The sequence below is a fragment of the Mesorhizobium sp. WSM4842 genome (assembly GCF_055901575.1).
The window spans coordinates 3586665-3611525 of sequence record NZ_CM148372.1 but is presented as its reverse complement, the minus strand read 5'-3'; the positions used below and the strand labels follow the sequence as shown (position 1 = coordinate 3611525).

Below are 24861 nucleotides of genomic sequence, written 5' to 3'. Positions count from 1 at the left end.
AAAAAACCTACCGCGTCAGCCGCTTGTACGTCATGCGGTGCGGATTGACGGCATCGGGGCCGAGCCGGCGGATCTTGTCCTGCTCGTAATCCTCGAAATTGCCCTCGAACCATTCGACATGGCTGTCGCCCTCGAATGCCAGGATGTGCGTCGCCAGCCGGTCGAGGAACATGCGATCGTGCGAGATGATGACAGCGCAGCCGGCGAAGTTTTCCAGCGCGTCTTCGAGTGCCGCCAGGGTTTCCGTATCGAGATCGTTGGTCGGTTCGTCGAGCAGCAGCACGTTGCCGCCGGTCTTCAGCATCTTGGCCAGGTGCACGCGGTTGCGCTGGCCGCCGGACAGATTGCCGACCTTCTGCTGCTGATCGCCGCCACGAAAATTGAACGACGCGCAATAGGCGCGGGTGTTGGCCTCGAACTTGCCGAGCTTGACCACTTCGGCGCCGCCCGAGATTTCTTCCCACACGGTCTTGGTGGGGTCGAGCGCGTCGCGGCTCTGGTCGACGTAACCGAGCTTGACGGTCTCGCCGACGCGGATCGTGCCGGCATCCGGCTTTTCCTGGCCGGTGATCATGCGAAACAGCGTCGTCTTGCCGGCGCCGTTCGGGCCGATGACGCCGACGATGCCGCCGGGCGGCAGCTTGAAGTCGAAATCGTCGATCAGCAGCGTGTCGCCAAAGCCCTTCGACAGGCCCTCGACCTCGATCACCACATTGCCGAGCCGCTCGCCATGCGGAATGACGATCTGGCTGTCGCTCGGACGCCGCTTGTCGGCCGCATCCAACAGATCCTGGAACGCCTGGATGCGCGCCTTCGACTTGGTCTGCCGGGCTTTCGGGCTGGACTGGATCCACTCGCGCTCGCGGCCGATCGCCCGCTGGCGCGCGTCGTCCTCGCGGCCCTCCTGCTTGAGCCGCTTGGCCTTGGCTTCGAGATATTTGGTGTAGTTGCCCTCATAGGGAATGCCGCGGCCACGGTCGAGCTCGAGGATCCAGCCGGTGACGTTGTCGAGGAAGTAGCGATCGTGGGTGATGATCATCACCGCGCCCGGATAGGCGCGCAGATGCTTTTCCAGCCAAGCCGTCGTCTCGGCGTCGAGATGGTTGGTCGGTTCGTCGAGCAGCAGAAGGTCGGGCTGCCGCAGCAGCAACTGGCAGAGTGCTACGCGGCGGCGCTCGCCGCCCGACAGCTTGGTGACGTCGGCTTCCTTGGGCGGGCAGCCCAGCGCTTCCATCGCCATCTCGACCTGCTGTTCGAGATCCCACAGGTTCAGCCGGTCCATCTCGTCCTGGAGCTTGGCCGACTCGTCGGCCGTCTCGTCGGAATAGTTCATCATCAATTCGTTGTAGCGCTCGATGATCGCGGTCTTGGCGACGACGCCTTCCATGACGTTCTCGAACACGGTCTTGTTCGCATCGAGTGCCGGTTCTTGCGCCAGGTAACCGACGGTGGCGCCTTCGGCCAGCCATGCCTCCCCGCTCCACTCCTTGTCGATGCCGGCCATGATCTTGAGGATGGTCGACTTGCCGGCGCCGTTCGGCCCGAGGATGCCGATCTTGGCGTCGGGGTAAAAGGAGAGATGGATGTTCTCGAGCACCTTCTTGGTGCCATAGGCCTTGTTGAGGCCGGCCATGTGATAGATGAACTGGCGTGCCACGCGCGCTTTCCCTGAAAAGTCGACTGGATGTCGGATTGAATGGAAGTTGCGCGGTATGTAGGCGATGCCGCGCCGAACGGCAAACTGTTTTGGCATTTCGAACGTGTCACTGGAACTCGATCGGATCGACGGTGCCTTTCGGACAACCCGCATTGTTCGTCGGCACTGATGCCAGCAACAGCTCACTGAGCGAAGAGTTCGGACCGATCGGGCCGGTCAGGCCGAGCGTCAGTTCGCCGATCAGCCGCCTGCCGCTCGAATGGTCGTTCAAACAGGAGACGCGAACCCGCTCGCCCGCGCCGGGACCGAAAGCACTGTCGAAGGCGGCGCGGATCTGGTCGGAGGTCAGATCCCGGCCAATTTTTTGCGTGAAAAGATCGCGCACCGGTGAAGCATTCACCGCGCGCGTCAGGTTCAGCGCATCGGAAAAATACTCTTGCTGGCTCTTGCCGTAACAGGTGCCATGCTTGATCCACTCATGCCTGTCGAGAGCGGATGCGGTGCCTGGCATCACCTGATTGAGCTCCGACCGCGTGTTCGGCTCGAGCTCGACCGGCGGCAAATCCTGCCAGTGCGCCGGATTGTCGTTCGCCTTATCGGCCGCTGCCACCTGGCAATAGAAATTTTCGTTCGGCTGCGGCCACAGCCCATGCAAGGTGAAATGCGTCGCGTCAAAACCGGCCACGGTCTGTGCCTTGCATTCGGTCTTGCCGGGCCTGGTTTCGCAAAAGGCCGGCTGCCAGCTCAGCGCGAGGACATATTCGGGCTTTCCCGAAGCGGGCGCAACAGACCTCTCCCGGTCGGCTGGCGCGGGTGCTGTCGGCATCGTTGACGCGCCCGAGCCATGGCCGCAATCGACCTTCACCCAGCGGCGCTCCGGATCGGCCCCCGGCACGCGGATCAGATAGTGCGTGGGAGCATCCTTGTTGCCAGCCAGAAGCTCGTAGCTCTGTCCTGCATCGGTCGCGATATTTCCGGGGTTCTTGCCGCTCTTGATGGCCTGCGTCGCTGGACAGGTGGCGTCGGCCACGAAGGAGCCGCTCATCTTCACCTCGGCCCGCGCAGCACCCGTTAGCAACGCGGCGACAAGTGCCAATCCAAAAACAAGGCCTGTCAGCGTACGCATGGGTACTCTCCGGTTGCAAAATGCCGCGGCAACAAACCGCCGCCCTCTCTCGGTAGCAAATTCTCGATGTCAGAATTGCGATACCCCGCGTCGCGACACAAGAACGGCGCTGCGGAAAACACGGATTGACGCAAAACCGGCGTCGGCGCACACAAACGTCCGCAGGCGCAAAAGACGCGTTGGAGACGAAGCGAGAATGTCATTCAGCCAGCAGCGCGTGATGCGATCACCGACCGGCGCCGAGCTCAACCTTTATGTGAAACGCGCCGAGGGCCGCCCGCGCGCAGTCGTCCAGATTAATCACGGACTGGCCGAACACGCGGCGCGCTATGTCCGCTTCGCTACCTTTCTGGGCGAGCGCGGCTACCACGTCTACGCCCATGACCATCGCGGCCATGGCGCCACCAAGGCGCCAGATGCGCCACTCGGCCAGTTCGCTCAATCGGATGGCGGCGCCAAGGTCATCGCCGATGTCGCCGCCGTGCACGATCTGATCGCCGCCGAACATCCCGGCCTGCCCGTCATCGTCTTCGGCCATTCCATGGGCGGCCTCGTCGCGCTGAATTTCATGCTTCACCATTCGAACCGGCTGCACGCCGCCGCCATCTGGAACGCCAATTTTTCCGCCGGGCTGGCCGGCCGTGCCGCGCGAATCATCCTGGCCTGGGAAAAGTTCCGGCTCGGCTCCGACATGCCGTCGCGCATGCTGCCTAGACTGACCTTCCAAGCCTGGGGCAATGCCGTCCCCGATCACCGGACGCCGTTCGACTGGCTGTCGCGCGACGCAGCCGAAGTCGACAAGTACATCGCCGATCCGCTGTGCGGCTGGGATGCCTCGGTGTCGATGTGGCGCGACCTGTTCGGCTTTGTCTTCGACGGTGCCGACGACACTAACTTTTCCGGCGTCCGCAAGACCCTTCCGATCTGCCTGGTCGGCGGCGAAAAGGACCCCGCCACCGACGGCGGCAAGGCGGTCGCCCAGCTCGCTGGCCGCCTGCACAGGATGGGCTTTTCGAATCTCGTTTCAAAGGTTTACGCCGAGACCCGCCATGAAAGCCTGAACGAGGTGAATCGAGATATCATCATGAACGATTTCGCCGCATGGGCCGATAGGGTGCTGAAACAAGCGTGATCGACATTGGCATGGTCGGGTTGGCCCATTGCAAGAACCGTGACAGCAGCACGCGGGATTGATAGTGCATGTTGCCCAAAAGTGCGCAGCGGTTTTGGGATAACGACATGCATAAAAAGAAAACTAGAGCCTGCGTTCCCGATCAATCACGGTGATCCATGACCGAGCCTCCGCTGAAAGGCATCCGCGTAATCGAACTCGCCCGCATCCTGGCCGGGCCGTGGGCCGGGCAGCTGCTCGCCGATCTCGGCGCCGACGTGATCAAGGTCGAGAGCCCTGATGGCGGCGACGACACCCGCAATTGGGGTCCGCCCTTCGTCATGAGCCATGACGGCGAAAACCTTTCGGCCGCCTACTACCATTCCTGCAATCGCGGCAAGCGCTCCATCGCCATCGATTTCTCGACGCCCGGAGGTGCCGAGACCGTGCGCCGGCTGGTCGCGACATCAGATGTGCTGATCGAGAACTTCAAGCTCGGCGGCCTGAAGAAATATGGCCTCGACTGTGACAGCTTGCGCAAAATCAACCCGCGGTTGATCTATTGCTCGATCACCGGCTTCGGCCAAGACGGGCCCTATGCGCCGCGCGCCGGCTATGACTTCATCATCCAGGGCATGGCCGGCATGATGTCGATCACCGGCGAAGCCGGCCGCGAGCCGCAAAAGGCCGGTGTCGCCATATCGGACATTTTCACCGGCCTCTATTCGGTGATCGCCATCCAGGCCGCACTTCGCCACGCCGAGAAGACCGGCGAAGGCCAGCATATCGACATGGCGCTCTACGACAGCCAGATCTCGGCGCTCGGCAACCAGAACCTCAACTATCTGGTCTCGGGAAAATCGCCGGTGCAGATGGGCAATGCGCATATGAACATCGCGCCCTACGAAGTGGTGCCGGTGAAGGACGGCCACATCATCCTGGCGATCGGCAATGACGGCCAGTTCGCCAAATTCTGCGCCGCCGTCGGATTGGACGACCTGCCATCGAACCCCGATTTCGCCACCAACCCCGCCCGGGTCGCCAACCGAGCGAAGCTGCGCGAGCATATAATCGAGGCGCTGAAGACCTTCGATCGCGATCCGCTGCTGGCCAAGCTGGAGGCGGCAGGAGTGCCTGCCAGCCCGATCAACACGATCGGCGAGATGTTCGCCGACCCGCAGACCATCGCGCGCGGCATGCGGCTCGACCTCGACGACGGCCATGGCAATCTGTTGCCCTCGGTGCGCGCGCCGATGATCATGTCGGGCACGCCGCTGGTCTATGAGCGGCCCTCGCCGCGCCTCGGCGAACACACCAAAGAAATCCTTGCCGAACTGGAGAGGTCAGGAAAATGAAGACCGGCGGACAACTGATCGTCGATGCGCTCGAAGCCAATGGAACGGACCGTATCTATTGCGTGCCCGGCGAATCCTACCTTGCGGTGCTCGACGCGCTGCACGATTCGCCGATCCGCACCATCGTCTGCCGCCAGGAAGGCGGTGCCGCGATGATGGCCGACTGCCATGGCCGCCTGACCGGCAAGCCCGGCATCTGCTTCGTCACCCGCGGCCCCGGCGCCACCAACGCCTCGGCCGGCATCCACATTGCCATGCAGGATTCGGTTCCCGTCATCCTGTTCATCGGCCAGGTCGCCAGCCACGCCAAGCAGCGCGAGGCCTTCCAGGAGGTCGACTACGTCAGGTTCTTCGGCGATATCGCCAAATGGGTGGTCGAGATCGACGACGCCGCGCGCATTCCCGAATTCGTCACGCGCGCCTTCGCGGTGGCGACGTCCGGCCGTCCCGGCCCGGTCGTCATCTCGCTGCCGGAAGACATGCTGACCAGCTTGGCCGAAGCGCCGGAAGTCCTGCCCCACACGCCGGTCGAAACGCGGCCAGGCGAGGCCGAGATCGATGCACTGGAAAAGCTGCTCGGCAAGGCAAAGCGCCCCTTTGTCATCCTCGGCGGCACGCGCTGGGATGCGGCGGCCGTCGCGCGAATGCGGACGATCGCCGAAGCCTGGTCGCTGCCGGTCGGCTGCTCCTTCCGCCGCCAGATGCTGTTCGATCATCTTCACCCGAACTACGCCGGCGATGTCGGCATCGGCATCAACCCGAAGCTGGCCACCGCCATCAAGCAGGCCGACCTCGTGCTGCTGATCGGCGGCCGCATGGGCGAGATGCCGTCCTCCGACTACACGCTGCTCAAGAGCCCCTACCCCGACCAGACGCTGGTCCATGTCCATGCCGACGCCGGCGAGCTCGGCCGTGTCTATCGGCCGACGCTGGCGATCAACGCCTCGCCGTCCGCTTTCGTCGAAGCCTTTGCCGGGCGCAAGCCGGCCGCCACGCCGGCATGGGCTGATGAAACACCGAAGCTGCACGCAGCCTATCTCGACTGGTCGACACCACCCGAAAGCGGCCCCGGCGCCGTCCAGATGGGCCCGATCATGAACTATCTCGAAAAAATGCTGCCCGACGACGCGATCCTCACCAACGGCGCCGGCAACTACGCCACCTGGGTGCACCGCTTCCACCGTTCCCGCCGCTTTGCCACGCAGGCAGCGCCAACCTCCGGCTCGATGGGCTACGGCACGCCGGCAGCGGTCGCCGCCAAGGAATTGTTTCCCGAGCGCGACGTGATCGCCTTTGCCGGCGACGGCTGCTTCCTGATGAACGGGCAGGAGTTCGCCACCGCCGTGCAGTACGATCTGCCGATCATCGTCGTCGTCGTCAACAACGGCATCTACGGCACCATCCGCATGCACCAGGAACGCGAGTATCCGGGCCGTGTCGTCGCCACCGACCTAAAGAATCCCGACTTCGCGGCGCTCGCCCGCGCCTATGGCGGCCATGGCGAAACGGTCGAGAAGACGGCCGACTTCGCGCCGGCCTTCGAACGCGCCCGTGCCAGCGGCAAGCCGTCGATTGTCGAGATCAGGCTCGACCCCGAGGCGATCACGCCGACCCGGACGATGACCCAGATACGGGACAGGGCCTGAGCGCCAACGGCGTAGGCCGAGTTGCTTCGCGCCCCCCTCTGTCCTGCAGGCAGAGGGGGGGCGCTGTCCCGCAAACTTCGACAGGCTAATGCAGCGCTCCTTCGGGCGACGTTGCGCTACATCGCCGCTGCCTTCTCGATCTGCCCGCGGATCTCGCCATCCTTGTGGGCCGCCGTATGGATGTTGATGTAATATTTCCCGGCCATCAGGTCGGCAGCCTGCGCGTCGGTCAGGATCGCCGCCCCCTTGAACGGGCTTTTCGGAGCGCCCTTGAACGGGATGGCGACGCCGGCATTTTCACCCTTTGCTGCCGGACCGTGAATATGTCCGGCCGTCGCCGGTCCACTTAGACCAGAATACGTCACGTTCCAGGTCAGCTGTTTCGTGGCGGTGTTGAAGCCGAGATCGGCCTCGCCTTTGCCCTCTGTGGTGATGGGCGGATTCTCCTGAGCACCATCGAGCGTCGCCTTCATCTTCATCATGTCGGCCATGGCCGGTGAAGCGCACAGGAAGGAAGCCGAAACGGCCAGCGCCGAAAGCATCGGCGAGAAGGATTGCATGCGCATGGAAATCTCCGTTGTGGCGATGACATCCGCTGAGGCTGGATGCACCGCAACAACGGTTGTGGCGAGCGGATGTTTCCACCGGTAACGGCTATTTTACACCCCAAGCAAAAAGGGGCGGTCGCCCGCCCCTTTTCGAATTACAGCCCCCGAGGCGGTGATCGCCTCTACTTGATCGCCTTGTCGGTGATGGCGGTCGTGTAGGCGCCGGTCGGCTCCTTGGTAATGATCTTCTGGTCGAGCAGCGCCTTGGCGGTGCGCGCGTAGGTCGCCGGGTCGAGCTTGCCGTCGGCATTGTCGATCAGCTTGGCGACTTCGCCCATCATGCGCTTCTGGTGATTCTCGTCCTGGCCGCCATTGTCCATGACGATTTCGGCCGCCTCGTCGGAATTGTCGACAGCGTATTTCCAGCCCTTCATTGAGGCGCGCACGAAACGCACCATCTTGTCCTCGAAGGCCGGATCCTTGAGCTTGTCCTCCAAGGCATAGAGCCCGTCCTCAAGCAGGTCGTTGCCCATGGCCGAGTAGTTGAACACGATCAGCTCTTCCGGCTTGTAGCCGGCATCGATGAGCTGCCAATATTCGTTGTAGGTCATGACCGAAATACAGTCCGCCTGCTTCTGGATCAGCGGCTGCACGTCGAAACTCTGCTTCAGCACGGTGACGCCGTCCGGGCCGCCGTCGGTCTTCAGGCCGAGCTTGTTCATCCAGGCGTAGAACGGATACTCGTTGCCGAAGAACCAGACGCCGAGTGTGCGGCCCTTGAAGTCGGCTTCGGTCTTGACCGGGCCATCCTTGGGACAGACCAGCTGCATGCCGGCCTTCTTGAACGGCTGGGCGATATTGACCAGCGGCACACCCTTTTCGCGCGCGGCCAGCGCGCCGCCCATCCAGTCGACGATGACGTCGGCGCCGCCGCCGGCGATCACCTGCTCGGGCGCGATATCGGGACCGCCCGGCTTGATCTCGACGTCGAGGCCCTCGGCCTCGTAGAACCCCTTGTCCTTGGCGACGTAGTAGCCAGCGAACTGGGCCTGTGTGACCCATTTCAGCTGCAGTGTCACCTTGTCGGCGGCCATCGCCTGAAACGCGGCAAGCGACATCGCGCCGGCCAGCATCGAAACCACAAGTCTTTTCATGTTTTACCCTCTGAAGTTAAGTGTTCACCCTTTTAGAATCAGAACCTTCAATGCGCCCTGATTCCAAACCCGCCACCGCCCTATCCACCACGGACGGAGGGATGCCAAAACGTGACTGCTCTCTCGAAAAGAGCGACCACGCCATAAAAGACCGAACCCGCAAGTGCTGCAACTGCGATTTCGGCCCAGACCATGTCGATGTTCATTCGTCCGACTTCGGTCGAAATTCGGAATCCCATGCCGACGACCGGCGTGCCGAAGAACTCCGCAACGATGGCGCCGATCAGCGCCAGCGTCGAATTGATCTTCAGCGCGTTGAAGATGAAGGGCGCCGCCGCCGGCAGCCGCAGCTTGAACAGCGTCTGCCAGTAGCTCGACGCATAGGTGCGCATCAGGTCGCGCTCCATATGGCCGGAGGCGGCAAGCCCGGCGACGGTATTCACCAGCATCGGGAAGAAGGTCATGATGATGACGACCGCGGCCTTCGACTGCCAGTCGAAGCCGAACCACATGACCATGATCGGCGCCACGCCGATGATCGGCAGCGCCGAGACCATGTTGCCGATCGGCAAAAGCCCGCGGCGCAGGAACGGCACGCGGTCGGCCGCGATGGCGGCGAGGAAACCGGCGCCGCTACCGACGACGTAGCCAAAGATCACCGCCTTGAAGATGGTCTGCCGCACGTCGGCGGCCAGCACCGGCAGCGAATTGGCGATGCGCACGCCGATCGCGCTTGGCGGCGGCAGCAGGATGAAAGGAATGCCCGCGCCGCGCGTCACCGCTTCCCAGATAATCAGGATCCAGGCGCCGAAGATCGCCGGGATGATCAGCCGCAAAGCGGTCGCCGCCCAGCGCGAGGCCGGGCGAAGCGCGGACAGGACCGTCACGCAGCGCCAGGCCAGAAGCCATGCCGCGGCAAGCAGCAGATAAAACGATGCGCGAGCGGTGCCTTCGTTGCCGGTAATGCCGGCGAGCAGCAGCCACGCCGCGCCATGCGCGCCGAGGAAAAGGAATACTGCACTAGCTACGGGCGGAAAATGGTCAAACTGAATTGCGAGGAGTAGCAGGAAGAAAATCAAAACACCGGTCGTCACATCGTAACCGGGAGTGGCAGTGACAGGCGGCCAAAGAAGCAGCGCTCCGGCAAGAAGCGCAAGCGCTGCATACCCTTGCCACGAGCGGGGCGTGATCGACGAAAGGCTGAGGAGATCGCTCATGCCGGCCTCCCGCCCATGGCACGGTCGACGATGCGCCCGGCAATGCCGACCACCATAACCAGCAGCGCCGCCACCACTGAGCCGGCAACCAGCGCCGACCAGATGTCGATGGTCTGGCTGTAGTAGGCGCCGGCGAGCAGCTTGGCGCCGATCCCGGCGACGGCACCGGTCGGCAGTTCACCGACGATGGCGCCGACCAGGCTGGCGGCGACCGCCACCTTCATCGAGGTGAACAGGAACGGCACCGACGCCGGCACGCGCAGTTTCCAGAAGGTCTGCGACGGACTGGCATTGTAGGTGTGCATCAGGTCGAGATGGGTGAGTTCCGGCGAGCGCAGGCCCTTGACCATGCCGACGGCCACCGGGAAGAACGACAGATAGGTCGAGATCAGCGCCTTCGGAATCAGCCCGGTGACGCCGATCGCCGCCAGCACAACGATGATCATCGGCGCCACCGCCAGGATAGGAATCGTCTGCGAAGCGATGATCCACGGCATCAGGCTGCGGTCGAGCGTCGCCACATGAACGATGCCGACGGCAATGACGATGCCGAGCGCCGTGCCGAAGGCGAAGCCGAGCAGCGTCGAGGACAACGTCACCCAGGCATTGTAGACAAGGCTGCGGTTGCTGGTGACTTTGCGCAGAAACGTGTTCTCGAAGAAATTCACAGCCACCTGATGCGGCGCCGGCAGCGTCGGCTTCGGCTGCGACATCGTCTTGCCGATGAATTCCACAACCCCCGGCGTCTCGCCGGCACGGCGGTCGAGATCGCGCTGGAACGATGCGTTGAGGATGACAGCGAAAACATACCAGACGACCACAACGCCAGCGAGGATCGAGGTCACCGGAACGATCTTGTCGCGAAAGGAGTCCATCAGCGAAGCTCCCCTCCTCTCCCCAGCGGGGAGAGGGTGGCCGGAGCGAAGCGGAGGCCGGGTGAGGGGGTAGAAATCTTTCCGTCGAGGCAAGCTAAGACCGTATCAAGGACCGCTCGGCGTTCGGCCAAAACTTCATGGTTCCAGAACCGAAGAACGGAATAGCCGTGGTCATTCAGCCAAGCAGTTCTCGCGGCATCGGTTGGAGAATCGGCGTGCTGGCTGCCGTCGATTTCCACAATCAGCGCTCTCTCGCGACAGACGAAATCTGCAAAGAAAGGCCCAAGCGGCACTTGCCTCACAAATTTATAGCCGTTGAGATGGCGTCCTCTTAGTTCCCCCCAAAGTCTGTATTCAGCCTCTGTCTCGTCAACCCGCAGTTTTCGAGCGCGATTGGTTGCGCCCGCCTTTCTTTTGGTCGGATCTTTCGGCGCCGCCCCCTCACCCGACCTCCGCTTCGCTCCGGCCACCCTCTCCCCGTCGGGGAGAGGAGGGAGCCCATCCCGCTCAATCCTCATAGCTGTGCCCTGCCCTGAGCCCGTCGCGCACCCGCGCCGCTATCGCCAGGAACTCCGGCGTCTCGCGGATGTCGAGCGGCCGCTTTTTCGGCAGCGTCGATTCGATGACGTCGCTGACACGGCCCGGACGCGGCGACATGACAATGATCCGCGTCGAGAGGTAGACCGCCTCGGGAATGGAGTGGGTGACGAAGCAGATGGTCTTGTTGGTCCGCTCCCAAAGTTCCAGCAGCTGTTCGTTGAGATGGTCGCGCACGATCTCGTCCAGCGCGCCGAACGGCTCGTCCATCAACAGAAGATCGGCGTCGAAGGCCAGCGCTCTTGCGATTGAGGCACGCTGCTGCATCCCGCCGGAAAGCTGCCACGGATATTTCTGTTCGAAGCCGCCCAGGTTGACGAGGTCGAGCGTGCGCTTGATACGCGCCGCCTGCTCTGCCTTCGAGAGGCCCATGATCTCCAGCGGCAGCGCCACGTTGCGCTCGATCGTGCGCCACGGATAAAGTGCGGCCGCCTGGAAGACATAGCCATAGGCGCGGCTCTGGCGCGCCTGCTCGGGCGTCATGCCGTTGACGGAGATGGTTCCCGAGGTCGGTTTCTCCAGGTCGGCGATGACGCGCAGCAAGGTCGTCTTGCCGCAGCCGGACGGCCCGATGAAGGAGACGAATTCGCCCTTGCCGATGGTCAGGTCGACATTCGACAGCGCCTGCACCGGACCGTCATTGGTCTGGAAGGTCAGGCCGAGCTTGCTTGCCGAAACGACGGCTGGCGATGTTCCCGTCATAGGCCGCAGCCTGCCTTTTTGCGCCGCTGCCGCGCCGGGCGGAATCCGGTTGATTTTGCCACAATGCTGCTTTCCACTCGTCTTGTCCCACTCGATCGAGAGTTTGCCAGATGCCGCCCAAACCCACTTGTCATCTTATCCGCCCTGAAAGCTCTTATGAAGGCAAGCAGGGACTGAGTTATTTCACCGGCATCGCCACTGAGACGGTCGGCTCTACCGGCATCTGCATGCACCTGCTCACCATGCCGCCCGGTGCCCGCGCCAAGGCACATATGCACGAAAGCCATGAAACGGCGATCTATGTGCTCTCCGGCGAAGTCCATACCTGGTATGGCGACCGGCTTGAACAGCAGATCGTGGTCAAGGCCGGCGACCTCTTCTACATACCCGCCGGCGTGCCGCATCTGCCGGCCAATCTGAGCGACAGCCCGGCCTCGGCGGTCATCGCCCGCACCGATCCCAACGAACAGGAAAGCGTCGTCCTGCTGCCGGAACTGGATGGGCTGGTCGCCTGAGGCCGGCTTTGATGGGCGGGCTACCCGCCGGTCGATCGGCATAATACATGAAGACAGCGCAATCGCTTCAGGTTTGCGCTGCCCCTCATCGCCCTGCCGGGCACTTCTCCCCGTATAGAGACGGGGAGAAGGACGCCTTCGCAAAGGATTTCGCCAATCTCCAACGTCGCCAGAAAGAGCGCCGAGGTTGCGCTCAGCCCCCTTCTCCCCGTCTCTATACGGGGAGAAGGTGCCGGCAGGCGGATGAGGGGCAGCGCCGACTTCGACAATCACCGGCACCAGGATGCTTCCCCAGGGACAGTGCCGTCCGCGGCAGCCGCCAATGCGGCCGATGCCGCGGCAAACAGGCGAAAACCGCGCAAGCTCACACCCCGGTCGCCGGAATGCCTGACCGTTCCACCTTGCGCGGCGCGGAAATTTCCTTCCAGGTCGACAGCGCCCGGTTGACCGCCGCATTCGGCTCGCGAGCGACGAACTCGCCATGGCCGGGCTTCGCCTTGACCTCAGCCTCCTGAATCGACAGTTCGCCGCGCGAGAAGACGAAGCGTGGCAGGCCGGTGACCTCGAAACCTTCGAAGACGTTGTAGTCGATCACCGACTGCTGCTTCTTGGAGGTGATCGTCTTCTTGCGCTTCGGGTCCCAGACGACGATATCGGCGTCGGCGCCTTCGACGATGGCGCCCTTCTTAGGATACATGTTGAGGATCTTGGCGATGTTGGTCGAGGTCACCGCGACGAACTCGTTCATCGTCAACCGGCCGGTGTTGACGCCGGTGGTCCACAGCACCGGCAAGCGGTCTTCGAGCCCGCCGGTGCCGTTCGGGATCTTGGTGAAATCGCCGATGCCGTTACGCTTCTGGCTGGTGGTGAAGGCGCAATGGTCGGTCGCCACCACTTGCAGCGATCCGGCCTGCAGGCCGGCCCACAGCGAATCCTGGTGCAGTTTGTTGCGGAAGGGCGGGCTCATCACCCGGCGCGCCGCATGGTCCCAGTCCTTGTTGAAATATTCGCTCTCGTCGAGCGTCAGATGCTGGATCAGCGGCTCGCCGAACACCCGCATGCCTTTCTGCCGCGCCCGGCGAATGGCTTCGTGGGCCTGCTCGCAGGAGACATGCACGACATAGAGCGGGACGCCGGCCATATCGGCGATCATGATGGCGCGGTTGGTCGCCTCGCCTTCCACTTCCGGCGGGCGCGAATAGGCGTGCCCTTCGGGGCCGTTATTGCCGGCGGCCAGCAGCTTCTGCGACAGGGCGGCAACCACGTCGCCGTTCTCGGCATGAACCAGCGGCAGCGCGCCAAGGTCGGCGCAGCGCTGGAACGACGAATACATCTCGTCGTCGTCGACCATCAGCGCGCCCTTGTAGGCCATGAAGTGTTTGAACGAGGTGATGCCCTTGTCGACCACGGTGGCCATCTCGTCGAACACCTGCTTGCCCCACCAGGTGATCGCCATGTGGAAGGAATAGTCGCAGGACGCCTTAGAGGTCTTGTTGTCCCACATCTGCAAGGCCTCGAGCAGCGACTGCTGCGGTGACGGCAGGCAGAAATCGACAACCATCGTGGTGCCGCCGGCAAGGGCGGCGCGCGTGCCGCTCTCGAAATCGTCGGCCGAATAAGTGCCCATGAACGGCATTTCGAGGTGGGTGTGCGGATCGATGCCGCCCGGCATCACATAGCAGCCAGTGGCGTCGAACTCGTGGTCGCCATGCAGGTCCGGGCCGATGGCGATGATCTTGCCGTGCTTGAACAGCACGTCGGCCTTCCAGCTGCGGTCGGCGGTGACGATGGTGCCGTTCTTGATGACTTTGGACATTTTTTTGTTCCCTTGTTTTTCTCGCGCTTCTTGGTGAGCGGCGTTCGGATTCTTGGTTTCTAGTTCACTCCACGATCACAGCCGTCTCGACCACCGCGTGGAACAGCACGTCGGCGCCGGCCGCCGCCCATTCCTTGGAGATCTCTTCGGCCTCATTGTGCGACAGCCCGTCTACGCAGGGGCACATCACCATCGCAGTCGGTGCGACGCGGTTGATCCAGCACGCGTCATGGCCTGCGCCGGAGACGATATTGCGATGCGAGTAGCCAAGCCGTTCAGCGGCGTCTCGGATCGCCTTGACGCAGCCCGCGTCGAAGGTGACTGGATCGAAATGGCCGACCTGATCGATCGCGTATTGGATGTCGAGCGCCTCGCAGATCGTGTCGATGCCTTCGCGGATGCGGCCATCCATGGCATCGAGCACCTCCTTTTCCGGCGAGCGGATATCGATGGTGAACACGGTCCGTCCAGCGATAATGTTGCGCGAGTTCGGATAGACTTCCATGTGGCCGACCGCGCCGACGGCGTCGGGCTGGTAGTCCATGGCGATCTCGTGCACCAGCTCGATCACCCGCGCCATGCCGAGCCCGGCGTTGCGGCGCTTGGGCATCGGCGTCGAGCCGGTATGCGCCTCCTTGCCGGTCAGTGTCACCTGCAGCCATTTCAGTCCCTGGCCATGGGTGACGACACCGATGTCGATGCCCTCGTCCTCGAGGATCGGGCCTTGCTCGATATGCAGCTCGAAGAAGGCATGGATCTTGCGATCGCCGACTTTCTCGGTGCCTTTCCAGCCGATGCGTTCGAGCTCCTCGCCGAACTTCTTGCCGTCCTTGTCGACATGCTCGTACACGTCGGCCTGGTCGAGGACGCCGGCGAAGACGCCGGACGCCATCATGGCCGGCGCAAAGCGCGCGCCTTCCTCATTCGTCCAGTTGGTGACGACGATCGGATGTTTTGTCTTGATGCCGAGCTCGTTGAGCGAGCGAACGATCTCCAAGCCGCCGAGCACGCCAAGCACGCCGTCATACTTGCCGCCGGTCGGCTGGGTGTCGAGATGGCTGCCGACATAGACCGGCGGCAGATCAGGATCGGTGCCTTCACGGCGGGCAAACATCGTACCCATCTCGTCGAGGCCCATTTCGAGCCCCGCCGCCTCGCACCAGCGCTTGAACAGATGCCGCCCCTCGCCGTCCGCGTCGGTCAACGTCTGGCGATTGTTGCCGCCAGCAATGCCGGGGCCGATCTTCGCCATCTCCATTATCGAATCCCACAAACGGTCTGAATTGATTCGCAGATTCTCGCCGGGAGCGGCCATTCAAAACCTCATCTATTGCGCGGCGTCCCCCTCCCCCTCGAGGGGAGGGTGGCCGCGAAGCGGTCGGGTGGGGTCGCCGAACATGCGCGCGACCTTCTCCTTGACCACCTGCGCCACCTGCCATGCGCTGTTTATGACATCGGGCTCGTCAACGCGAAATATATCGAATCCGAGCGATCGCAGATAGGCGTCACGGACAACATCGTGCCGTTTGCCTCGTTCCTGTTCGTGCAAATCACCATCCACTTCGACGACCAGCTTTACCGCGAGGCAGGCAAAGTCGACGATATAAAGCCCAATCGGACACTGGCGGCGGAACTTGATGCCGGCTGATTTCAATTCGCGCAGTTCATACCACAGCAGGGATTCGCCTTTGGTCGCATGAACTCGAAGCGCGCGCGCCTTTTGGCGCATTTCGAAGCTCACGCGGGTACGGGGTATCAGAAACAACCTCGCAGCAAGAGGTCAGGTCGGCGCGCGGCGCCACCGACCCCACCCGACCGCCTTGCGGCGGCCACCCTCCCCTCAAGGGGGAGGGAAAGCTGCGCCGCGTCTCTCAATCCACCGCCCTCAGCACTTCACGCACATGGTCGATCAATTCGTTGATCTGGCCCTTGGTGATGATCAGCGGCGGCGACAGCGCGATGATGTCGCCGGTGGTGCGGATCAGCGCGCCGCGCTCGAATGCCTTGACGAACGCCGAGAAGGCACGCTTGGTCGGACTGCCGGGAATGGGCGCCAGCTCGATCGCGCCGATCAGGCCGATGTTTCTGATGTCGATGACGTTCGGCTCGCCCTTCAGCGAATGCAGCGCGTCTTCCCAATACGGCGCCAGTTCCTCGCCGCGGGTCAGCAGGCCCTCTTCCTTGTAGGTGTCGAGCGTGCCGAGGGCTGCCGCACAGGCGATCGGATTGCCCGAATAGGTGTAGCCGTGGAAGAACTCGATCATATGCTCGGGGCCGGTCATGAAAGCGTCGTGGATTTCCTTCTTGACGAACACCGCGCCCATCGGGATGACGCCGTTGGAGACGCCCTTGGCGGTCGTCATGATATCGGGCGTGACGCCGAAATAGTCGGCGGCGAACGGCGTGCCGAGGCGGCCGAAGCCGGTGATGACCTCGTCGAATATCAGCAGGATGCCGTGCTTGGTGCAGATATCGCGCAGCCTCTCGAGATAGCCCTTCGGCGGCAGGATGACGCCAGTGGAACCGGCCACCGGCTCGACGATGACGGCCGCAATGGTCGAGGCATCATGCAGCGCGACGATGCGCTCCAGCTCATTGGCCAATTCCGCGCCATGCTCCGGCACACCCTTGGTGAACGAGTTCTTCTCGGGCAGATGCGTGTGCGGCATGTGGTCGACGCCGCCGAGCAGCGTGCCGAACATCTTGCGATTGGTAACGATGCCGCCGACCGAGATGCCGCCGAAATTGACGCCGTGATAGCCGCGCTCGCGGCCGATCAGGCGCGTGCGTGAGCCCTCGCCTTTGGCGCGGTGATAGGCGATCGCCATCTTCAGCGCGGTCTCGACCGATTCCGATCCGGAATTGGTGAAGAACACATGGTCCATGCCCTTCGGCGCCAGGTCGACCAAACGGTTCGCCAGTTCGAAGACGATCGGGTGGCCCATCTGGAACGCCGGCGCATAGTCGAGCTCGGCGGCCTGTTGCTGGATCGCCTCGGTGATCTTCGGCCGACAGTGGCCGGCATTGACGCACCACAGGCCAGCGGTGCCGTCGAGAACCTTGCGCCCGTCGCTCGTCGTGTAATGCATGTCCCTGGCGGACACCATCATGCGAGGCGCCTGTTTGAACTGCCGGTTTGCCGTGAACGGCATCCAGAATGCGCTGAGATCGTTCGGCGTGACTTTCAGCCGGTTGGACATGACCAAGACTTCCCCTTGTAACCTGTTTCGGTGCGGCTAACGCTTGGTCTTCCCGACACTTGGTCTCTGCTGCGTTTTCGTGCTACGCAAATTTTGACCGATTGGACAAACGTTAGCACCGCCCTGCCGGCGGTCAAGGGATTACTAGCGGAAATGCGGCAGCTGAAGCGCGCTCCACAGACCGGAGAAAAACTGGTCCAGAGAATTGGTCCAGATGACCCTCGCGGCAACGTCCTGCGGGGATGACGACAGGCATGGACACCCCTGCCCCTCGCCGCACCCGCATTCAGCAGGAAAAACGCGAGCTGATCCTGGAGGCGGCGCTCGAAGTGTTCTCAACCAACGGCTTTCGCGGCTCGACCATCGACCAGATCGCCGAAGCCGCCGGCATGTCGAAGCCGAACCTGCTCTACTATTTCCGCCGCAAGGAGGACATCCACGAGACGCTGATGAAGCGGCTTCTGGACACATGGCTGGCGCCGCTGCGCGAGCTCGACGACATCGGCGATCCCTTGACTGAATTGCGCAGCTACATCAGGCGCAAGCTCGAAATGGCGCGCGCTTTCCCTAGGGAAAGCCGCCTGTTCGCCAACGAGATCCTGCAGGGCGCGCCGCGCATCATGCCGATGCTGGAAGGCGAGTTGAAGACGCTGGTCGATGAGAAGGCCGCCGTCATCAAAGGCTGGATGCGCGCCGGCAAGATCGCCCGCACCGACCCCTGGCACCTGATCTTCTCGATCTGGGCGACGACACAGCACTATGCCGATTTCGACGTTCAGGTCCGCGCCGTGCTCGGCCCCGACCGCGGCGGAGACGGCCGCTTCGAGGACGCGGCAAGGTTTCTCGAGCAATTGTTCATCGACGGGCTGAAACCAAAGGGCTAACTCTCGTTTCGTCATCCTGGGGTCTGCGCTGCGTCGCTCCGCTCCTTGCTGCGCCTGAGGATGACGAGCCTGACGGGCTGCGGCCAGCATCGGCTGAATGCGTCGGGGGACCCATCGGCGTATAGGCAGAATCGAGGATAAAGTTTGACCTGTTTGACCGGTGCCGGACGTCCCATCTTCCACTCAGAGCAATGACATGGAGGCTCCGAGCATGGAACTGAAAGACAAGACCGTCCTCATCACCGGGTCGACCGACGGCGTCGGCCGCGTCGTCGCGCAAAGGCTCGGCGCCGACGGCGCGCGGGTCCTGGTGCATGGTCGCGATGCGAGACGGGGCAAGGCGACGGTCGCCGAGATCGAAGCCGCCGGCGGCAAGGCCGAGCTTCTCGTCGCCGACCTCTCGTCCCTGGCCGAGGTCCACCGTCTCGCCGAGGCTGTTCGCGCCCGTACGGGCCGACTCGATATTCTCATCAACAACGCCGGCATTGGCACCGCGGGCACCAAACGACAGGTCAGCGCCGACGGCTACGAACTACGCTTTGCCGTCAACTATCTCGCCGGCTTCCTGCTCACATCAGAGCTTCTGCCGCTGCTCAAGGCGAGCGCGCCGGCGCGCATCGTCAACGTCGCCTCGGCCGGCCAGCAGGCGATCGATTTCGACGACGTCATGCTGACCCGCAACTACGACGGCGTCCGCGCCTACTGCCAGAGCAAGCTGGCGCAGATCATGTTCACCATCGACCTGGCGCAGGAAGTGAAGAACATGGGCGTCACCGTCAACAGCCTGCATCCGGCGAGCTACATGAACACGACCATGGTCCGGCAGGCAGGCATCACACCTTGGAACTCGGTCGAGGCCGGCGCCGATGCCATTCTCAACCTTGCCACGTCGCCGGCGCTCGAAGGGCGGAGCGGCCTCTATTTCGACGGCCAGAATGAATCTCGCGCCAACGCGCAAGCCTATGACGCAAAGGCAAGGCAGCAATTGCGGACATTGAGCCTTGACCTCGTCGGGCGCCCCTCCCCGATATCGAAGGAACGGCATTCATGACTGAGAAAATCCAACATGCCGTGATCGTCGGCGGCTCGTCCGGCATCAGCCTCCGCGCGGAAGCTGCTTGGCCCGGGTATGAAGGTGACCATCACCGGCTCAAGGTGCATGGCACAGCCTTGGCGGGGCCGGGCTGCGATTTGCCGGATAGTGCATGTCACCCAAAACCTGCCGTCGGTCTTTGACCCGAGGGTGCGCAGCGGTTTGGGAGAACGACATGCATAAAACGAGTGGTATGGCACGCTGTTCGAAAAGGCTCAATCGGACGTCAGGCCAGGCCAGAAGGCCAGCGCCATTAGCCCGACGATAATGGCATACCATACCGCCGTATGGGCTGCCTTCATGATCGGCCGCCCCACTTCCCGTGCCCGGTTCGGATGCAGCGGGTCATACATGACCTTTACCGCCGCTCCGACCGAACCGGTCATGTTATTGACCGGCAAATGCGATTCAAAGCGCCAGATCTTGCCGAGGCGATCGGCGAATTCGATGGTCGGCGTCCTGGGCGAGTCGTCCGACATCTTTATCTCCACCACCTTGCCTGTCACATAGACGCGACGGTGCCGAAGCACGAGATCGCCATAGGTGTGGGGAACGACAAGCACTAGGAAAAAGAGACCGCAGACGAAGCACCAGAGTTGGATATCGCTCGGAAAATAGCCGAATGTTTCGGCAAGCGCCCGAAGCGGCGAGAGCGCGAGGTGAAAGGCCTGCGAAACGCTTTCCCAGAAGCTATTCCAGCTTTGCTCCATAAAGGCTCCGACAAGCGAAACTGAGCCAATCATACGAGGCATTCGCAACGGAGCGATTAATGCGCAGATGACAATTCATACCATATCGGCTGCGCGATTCCTCTTAAAGCGCCTGGCCCACCAGCGCTAGGAATCCCCCGGTCAGCGCGACATTGCCGACAAAGCCGTTGATGCGGGACGCGCGCTCGGGCCCCTGATGATCCCAGAAATTGTGGAACATCGGGGTGGCGACAATTAGGAACAGTACCAGGCACAGAGCCGCGGCAGCGGTCCAGACACCTGATATCACCAGCGCTCCGGAAACGATCTGCAGCACGATCCCCAGCCACAGCATCAGCCGCGCCTGCGGCACGCCACGCGTCGTCATCAGCTGAGTCAGGAAGTCCACGTTCTGGATGTTGCGCAGGCCGGCAAAGACAAAGGCGCCGCCAAGCAGCAGGTGTGCGGTAAACAGAATCTCATTCTCAAAATTCGACAACATGGTCTTGATCCCGAAGCAAAGGGACGCGGCGTAAAGGCCGCGCGTCAGGTCCGTCCGCTCAAGCTGCCTTGGCTGCCGCTACCGGATGAATGGCGTGAAAGGAGACGCAGAGCCGGTTCCAGATGTTGATCATGCCGATCGCCACCGTCAGCTTGGCCAGTTCCTCTTCCAAAAAGTGTTCAAGCGTTTTTGCGTAGAGATCGTCCGGCACGCCGCTGTCCGCGATCTTCGTCACCGCGTCGGTCCAGGCGAAGGCAGCGCGTTCGCGCTCGGAAAACAGCGGCGATTCCTTCCAGGCGGAGACGAGATATAGCCGCTGTTCGGTCTCGCCGTCATGGCGCGCCTCGCGGCTGTGCATCTCGACGCAGTACGAACAGCCATTGATCTGCGACGCCCGCAGCTTGATCAGATGCAGCAGGCTTGCCTCCAGCCCGCACCCGTCGACTGCCTTGTTGAGCGCCGATACCGCTTTCATGATTTCCGGCGCCGCGCCGAAGAATTGCAGCCTCTGCTTCATCGTCATTACCTTTCACGCTTGCTTGGTTGAACTGGATTTCTGCGGTCGCTGATGGCGCTCGACAAAGGCGCAGTTCGCGGCGACCGAACGGGGATCGGCATCGCTCACGTACTCCGCCACGATGTTGGACAGCCGGGCCTCGGCAAGAGCGGCGCGATAGGCGCGTTCGGCCTTCAGCATCGCGACTCTGATGCCGCAGGGTTTGACGTAAACCGACGCATCGAGCCTGGCCGGCCCGCGCTGACGGATTTCGCCGCAGCGGAAGGCCGGTTCGTCTCCTTCCACGGCGAGCACGATGTCGAGCAGCGTTATGCGCTCGGCCGGCCGCGCCAGCCGGTAACCGCCCGATGGCCCGGGCACCGATTCCAGGATGCCCAAGGCCGTTAGTGCGTTGAGATGCTTGAGGAGATAGCTCGGCGACAGGCCGAAAGCTTCCGCCATGGCAGCACCCGGCATGGTCGCCGCGCCTTCGACGCCGGCAAGCATCGCGGCGCAGTGGATGGCCGCTTCGACGCCCTCACCCAGCTTCATCGTGCTGATCTCCAATTCATGGATATGATTTATCGTGGATAATTTTTATCCGCAATAGGAAATTAAGAGTCTCGACTCTGGATGGGATGGCTGCCCTGCCGGCGATTTTATCCGATCGATGGCGCCGCCCCTCATTGCCCTGCCGGGCATTTCTCCCCGTAGAACGGAGAGAAAGACGCCGGCATCGAAGTTTTCGCCAATCTCCAGCGTTGCAGAATTGAGAGCCAAGGCCGCGGCCAGCGGGCTTCTCCCCGTTTACGGGGAGAAGGTGCCGGCAGGCGGATGAGGGGCAGCGCCGACCTCAACGGCTGCACAGCTAAAGCGCTCCCGCACGGTGTGAGAGATAAGACAGGCCGATCCTCGTCCGTCCCTATTCCGCCGCCACCTTGGCCATCGGGTTGTTCGGATGCGTCGTCCAGTTGGCGTAGACCGGCGACACCGGTCTGCCGGTGCGCTGGTCGATTACGCCGGCCGCCAGCGGTTCCATGGTGATGCAGTTCTCGACCGGGCAGACATTGACGCAGAGGTTGCAGCCGACGCATTCGGCCTCGATCACCTCGAAATGCCTGACGCCATCGACGATTGCGGTGATCGCCTGGTGCGAGGTGTCCTCGCAGGCGATGTGGCAGCGGCCGCATTTGATGCAGGCCTCCTGGTCGATATGCGCCTTGGCGACGTAGTTGAGGTTGAGATACTGCCAGTCGGTGACGTTGGGAGTGGCGCGGCCGACGATGTCGTCGAGCGAGGCATGGCCCTTCTCGTCCATCCAGTTTTCCAGGCCGGCGATCATCTCCTGCACGATCTTGAAGCCATAGGTCATCGCCGCCGTGCACACCTGCACATTGCCGGCGCCGAGCGCCATGAATTCGGCAGCGTCGCGCCACGTGGTGATGCCGCCGATACCGGAGATCGGCAAGCCATGCGTTTCCGGATCGCGGGCGATCTCGGCCACCATGTTCATGGCGATCGGCTTCACCGCCGGGCCGCAATAGCCGCCATGCGAACCCTTGCCGTCAATCGTCGGCTCCGGCGCGAAACTATCGAGATTGACGCCGGTGATCGAATTGATGGTGTTGATCAGCGACACCGCGTCTGTGCCGCCGGCAAGGGCGGCCCGCGCCGGCTTGCGTATGTCGGTGATGTTGGGCGTCAGCTTGGTGATAACAGGCATGCGGGTGTTGGCCTTGCACCAGCGCACCACCATTTCGATGTATTCCGGCACCTGGCCGACGGCAGCACCCATGCCGCGTTCCGACATGCCGTGCGGGCAGCCGAAATTGAGCTCGATGCCGTCGGCCCCCGTCTCCTCGACCCCCGGCAGAATCGCCTTCCACGCATGCTCCTCGCAAGGCACCATCAGCGAGACGACGATGGCGCGGTCGGGCCAGTCCATCTTGACCTGCTTTATCTCGCGCAGATTGACCTGCAGGTCGCGGTCGGTGATCAGCTCGATATTGTTCAAACCGAGCAGGCGGCGATCGGCGCCCCAGATCGCGCCGTAACGCGGACCGTTGACGTTGACCACCGGCGGACCTTCTTCGCCGAGCGTCTTCCACACCACGCCGCCCCAGCCCGCCTTAAAGGCGCGGATGACGTTGTAGGCCTTGTCGGTCGGCGGCGCCGAAGCAAGCCAGAACGGATTCGGCGATTTGATGCCGACGAAATTGTTGCGAATGTCTGCCATGCTCATGCCCTCCCGTTCGAGGTCAGTGCCCGGTGGATCGATTCGGCCGCGTCGCGGCCCTGTGCGACGGCGGAGACTGTCAGGTCGTCGCCGCCAAAGATGCAGTCGCCGCCGGCCCAGACATTGGCCAGCGAGGTGCGGCCTTCGGCATCGACCTTGATGCGGCCAGCTTCCAAAGCAAGCAAGGCACCGCTGCCGTTGAGCGCAGCCGGGACAAAACTCTGGCCGATCGCCTTGAACACCTGGTCGGCGGTAAGCGTCAGCCGCTCGCCGGTGCCGACGAGCTTGTCGCCATCCATCGCCGTATATTCGAGCTCGATGCCCGACACCTTGCCGCCTTCGGCAATGACCCGCTTCGGCTGCAGCCAGTGACGGATGATGACGCCGTTGGCGGCAGCCAGATCCTGCTCGAATTCCGAGGCGTTCATGTGCTCCTGGCCGCGCCGGTAGCAGATCGTCACCTCTTCGGCGCCGAGCAGCTTCGATTGCACCGCCGCGTCGATCGCCGTCATGCCGCCGCCGATGACGACGACGCGCCGGCCGACCGGCAGGCTGGCAAGATCGCTCGCCTGGCGAAGCTCCGCAATGAACTCCACCGCATTGGTGACGCCCTGCGCCTCCTCGCCGTCGGCGCGTAGCGCGTTGACGCCGCCAAGCCCCATGCCGAGAAACACCGCGTCGTAGTTCCTGGTCAGGTCCGAGAGTTGGTAGTCACGGCCGAGCGCCTTGCCGTTCTGGATGTCGATGCCGCCGATCGACTGGATATAGTCGACCTCGGCCTGGGCGAAATTGTCGATGCTCTTGTAGGCGGCGATGCCGTATTCATTGAGGCCGCCGGCTTTCGGACGGGCTTCCAGGATGGTCACGTCGTGACCGTGGCGGGCGAGCCGATGAGCGGCGGCAAGCCCGGCCGGTCCGGCGCCGACGACGGCGACCGTCTTGCCGGTCGGGGCGGCGCGCGGGTAAAACTGCTTATTCTCAGCCATGGCGACATCGGTGGCGTAGCGCTGCAGTCGGCCGATCTGCACCGGCTTGCCTTCCGCCACTTCGCGCACGCAGACTTCCTCGCACAGCGTCTCGGTCGGGCAGACGCGGGCACACATGCCGCCCAAAATGTTCTGGTCGAAAATCGTCTTTGCCGAGCCGATCGGATTGCCTGTCGAGATCTGGCGGATGAACAGCGGGATGTCGATCGAGGTCGGGCATGCGTTCATGCACGGCGCGTCATAACAGAAATAGCAGCGATCGGACTCGACCAGCGCCTCGTGATGATCGAGCGGCGGATGCAGGTCGGAAAAATTATCCGCATATTGTTCAGGCGAAAGCCGGCCGCCGGCAATGCCCTGCTTGAAATGACCAGTCGCCATTCCGCTTCCCCATTCTTGTGGTTTTGCCGAAGGCTAACACGTTTTGTTTTTTTATCAATTGGTCAATTTTCAGCC

25 protein-coding genes are annotated in these 24861 nt (G+C 62.8%); 7 read left to right on the top strand and 18 right to left on the bottom strand.

The features are described from left to right. Window positions 1-7: 7 nt before the first annotated feature. Window positions 8-1657 (bottom strand): energy-dependent translational throttle protein EttA, encoded by a 1650-nt coding sequence (gene ettA / locus AC0NIE_RS17445; RefSeq protein ID WP_473485214.1) that lies wholly within the window; start codon window positions 1655-1657, stop codon window positions 8-10. 106 nt (window positions 1658-1763) lie between these two features. Continuing rightward, window positions 1764-2783 carry a ribonuclease T2 family protein gene (locus tag AC0NIE_RS17440; protein ID WP_473485213.1) on the bottom strand — a complete coding sequence of 340 codons (1020 nt, stop codon included), beginning with the start codon at window positions 2781-2783 and terminating at the stop codon, window positions 1764-1766. A gap of 196 nt (window positions 2784-2979) precedes the next feature. Here AC0NIE_RS17440 and AC0NIE_RS17435 point away from each other — a divergent pair, with 196 nt between their 5' ends. The 3 genes from AC0NIE_RS17435 to AC0NIE_RS17425 all read left to right on the top strand — a co-directional run bounded on the left by AC0NIE_RS17435 (window position 2980) and on the right by AC0NIE_RS17425 (window position 6895). Then, the gene (locus tag AC0NIE_RS17435; protein ID WP_473485212.1) at window positions 2980-3915 is read left to right on the top strand and encodes an alpha/beta fold hydrolase; all 936 of its coding nucleotides are present in this window, start codon (window positions 2980-2982) and stop codon (window positions 3913-3915) included. Window positions 3916-4073: 158 nt separating this feature from the next. Further along, window positions 4074-5249 carry a CaiB/BaiF CoA transferase family protein gene (locus tag AC0NIE_RS17430; protein WP_473485211.1) on the top strand — a complete coding sequence of 392 codons (1176 nt, stop codon included), beginning with the start codon at window positions 4074-4076 and terminating at the stop codon, window positions 5247-5249. Further along, the gene (locus tag AC0NIE_RS17425; RefSeq protein WP_473485209.1) at window positions 5246-6895 is read left to right on the top strand and encodes a thiamine pyrophosphate-binding protein; all 1650 of its coding nucleotides are present in this window, start codon (window positions 5246-5248) and stop codon (window positions 6893-6895) included. Before AC0NIE_RS17430 ends, AC0NIE_RS17425 begins: the two co-directional genes overlap by 4 nt. Before the next feature lie 116 nt (window positions 6896-7011). On the opposite strand, the gene AC0NIE_RS17420 is transcribed toward AC0NIE_RS17425, so the two are convergent. From AC0NIE_RS17420 to AC0NIE_RS17395, 6 genes are all read right to left on the bottom strand, one after another. Continuing rightward, a complete protein-coding gene (locus tag AC0NIE_RS17420; RefSeq protein WP_473485208.1) occupies window positions 7012-7461 on the bottom strand; it encodes a CHRD domain-containing protein in 450 nt (149 codons plus the stop codon). A gap of 164 nt (window positions 7462-7625) precedes the next feature. Further along, the gene (locus AC0NIE_RS17415; protein WP_123151994.1) at window positions 7626-8597 is read right to left on the bottom strand and encodes an ABC transporter substrate-binding protein; all 972 of its coding nucleotides are present in this window, start codon (window positions 8595-8597) and stop codon (window positions 7626-7628) included. Between the two features lie 80 nt (window positions 8598-8677). Further along, window positions 8678-9814 (bottom strand): ABC transporter permease, encoded by a 1137-nt coding sequence (locus AC0NIE_RS17410; protein WP_473485207.1) that lies wholly within the window; start codon window positions 9812-9814, stop codon window positions 8678-8680. After that, a complete protein-coding gene (locus tag AC0NIE_RS17405; RefSeq protein ID WP_473485206.1) occupies window positions 9811-10689 on the bottom strand; it encodes an ABC transporter permease in 879 nt (292 codons plus the stop codon). Before AC0NIE_RS17405 ends, AC0NIE_RS17410 begins: the two co-directional genes overlap by 4 nt. Beyond that, a complete protein-coding gene (locus AC0NIE_RS17400) occupies window positions 10689-11207 on the bottom strand; it encodes an endonuclease domain-containing protein (protein WP_473485205.1) in 519 nt (172 codons plus the stop codon). The genes AC0NIE_RS17405 and AC0NIE_RS17400 overlap by 1 nt, the downstream gene beginning before the upstream one ends. After that, complete coding sequence (locus AC0NIE_RS17395) at window positions 11197-11988, bottom strand: ABC transporter ATP-binding protein (RefSeq protein ID WP_473485203.1); 792 nt, start codon at window positions 11986-11988, stop codon at window positions 11197-11199. The genes AC0NIE_RS17400 and AC0NIE_RS17395 overlap by 11 nt, the downstream gene beginning before the upstream one ends. A 110-nt stretch (window positions 11989-12098) precedes the next feature. Between AC0NIE_RS17395 and AC0NIE_RS17390 the strand changes: the two genes are divergently transcribed. After that, window positions 12099-12503, top strand: a complete 405-nt coding sequence (locus AC0NIE_RS17390; protein ID WP_292191675.1) for a cupin domain-containing protein — start codon at window positions 12099-12101, stop codon at window positions 12501-12503. A 364-nt stretch (window positions 12504-12867) separates the two neighbouring features. Here the strand turns inward: AC0NIE_RS17390 and hydA are convergent, their stop codons facing one another. The 4 genes from hydA to aptA form a co-directional block, all read right to left on the bottom strand. Beyond that, window positions 12868-14319 (bottom strand): dihydropyrimidinase, encoded by a 1452-nt coding sequence (gene hydA / locus AC0NIE_RS17385; RefSeq protein ID WP_473485202.1) that lies wholly within the window; start codon window positions 14317-14319, stop codon window positions 12868-12870. Between the two features lie 64 nt (window positions 14320-14383). Next, window positions 14384-15634, bottom strand: coding sequence for a Zn-dependent hydrolase (locus tag AC0NIE_RS17380; RefSeq protein ID WP_473485201.1), 1251 nt, complete (start codon window positions 15632-15634; stop codon window positions 14384-14386). Window positions 15635-15646: 12 nt separating this feature from the next. Further along, the gene (locus AC0NIE_RS17375) at window positions 15647-16048 is read right to left on the bottom strand and encodes an endonuclease domain-containing protein (RefSeq protein WP_473485200.1); all 402 of its coding nucleotides are present in this window, start codon (window positions 16046-16048) and stop codon (window positions 15647-15649) included. Window positions 16049-16190: 142 nt separating this feature from the next. Continuing rightward, a complete protein-coding gene (aptA, locus tag AC0NIE_RS17370) occupies window positions 16191-17519 on the bottom strand; it encodes an omega-aminotransferase AptA (RefSeq protein WP_473485199.1) in 1329 nt (442 codons plus the stop codon). Between the two features lie 254 nt (window positions 17520-17773). Here aptA and AC0NIE_RS17365 point away from each other — a divergent pair, with 254 nt between their 5' ends. The 3 genes from AC0NIE_RS17365 to AC0NIE_RS17355 all read left to right on the top strand — a co-directional run bounded on the left by AC0NIE_RS17365 (window position 17774) and on the right by AC0NIE_RS17355 (window position 19639). Continuing rightward, window positions 17774-18403, top strand: coding sequence for a TetR family transcriptional regulator C-terminal domain-containing protein (locus AC0NIE_RS17365; protein ID WP_473485198.1), 630 nt, complete (start codon window positions 17774-17776; stop codon window positions 18401-18403). Between the two features lie 211 nt (window positions 18404-18614). Further along, the gene (locus tag AC0NIE_RS17360; RefSeq protein ID WP_473485197.1) at window positions 18615-19454 is read left to right on the top strand and encodes an SDR family NAD(P)-dependent oxidoreductase; all 840 of its coding nucleotides are present in this window, start codon (window positions 18615-18617) and stop codon (window positions 19452-19454) included. Next, window positions 19451-19639 (top strand): hypothetical protein, encoded by a 189-nt coding sequence (locus AC0NIE_RS17355; protein WP_473485196.1) that lies wholly within the window; start codon window positions 19451-19453, stop codon window positions 19637-19639. The genes AC0NIE_RS17360 and AC0NIE_RS17355 overlap by 4 nt, the downstream gene beginning before the upstream one ends. 72 nt (window positions 19640-19711) lie before the next feature. On the opposite strand, the gene AC0NIE_RS17350 is transcribed toward AC0NIE_RS17355, so the two are convergent. The 6 genes from AC0NIE_RS17350 to AC0NIE_RS17325 all read right to left on the bottom strand — a co-directional run bounded on the left by AC0NIE_RS17350 (window position 19712) and on the right by AC0NIE_RS17325 (window position 24786). Then, window positions 19712-20206 (bottom strand): DUF3592 domain-containing protein, encoded by a 495-nt coding sequence (locus AC0NIE_RS17350; protein WP_473485195.1) that lies wholly within the window; start codon window positions 20204-20206, stop codon window positions 19712-19714. A gap of 103 nt (window positions 20207-20309) precedes the next feature. After that, window positions 20310-20687: a DoxX family protein gene (locus AC0NIE_RS17345; protein ID WP_473485194.1), complete on the bottom strand. Its 378-nt coding sequence runs from the start codon at window positions 20685-20687 to the stop codon at window positions 20310-20312. Window positions 20688-20745: 58 nt separating this feature from the next. After that, on the bottom strand, window positions 20746-21204 hold the full coding sequence (locus AC0NIE_RS17340; RefSeq protein WP_473485193.1) for a carboxymuconolactone decarboxylase family protein: 459 nt from the start codon (window positions 21202-21204) through the stop codon (window positions 20746-20748). Window positions 21205-21216: 12 nt separating this feature from the next. Further along, window positions 21217-21735: an RrF2 family transcriptional regulator gene (locus AC0NIE_RS17335; RefSeq protein ID WP_473485192.1), complete on the bottom strand. Its 519-nt coding sequence runs from the start codon at window positions 21733-21735 to the stop codon at window positions 21217-21219. A 370-nt stretch (window positions 21736-22105) separates the two neighbouring features. Continuing rightward, window positions 22106-23419 (bottom strand): NAD-dependent dihydropyrimidine dehydrogenase subunit PreA, encoded by a 1314-nt coding sequence (preA, locus tag AC0NIE_RS17330; protein WP_473485191.1) that lies wholly within the window; start codon window positions 23417-23419, stop codon window positions 22106-22108. 2 nt (window positions 23420-23421) lie between these two features. Then, complete coding sequence (locus tag AC0NIE_RS17325) at window positions 23422-24786, bottom strand: NAD(P)-dependent oxidoreductase (RefSeq protein WP_473485190.1); 1365 nt, start codon at window positions 24784-24786, stop codon at window positions 23422-23424. Window positions 24787-24861: the final 75 nt, after the last annotated feature.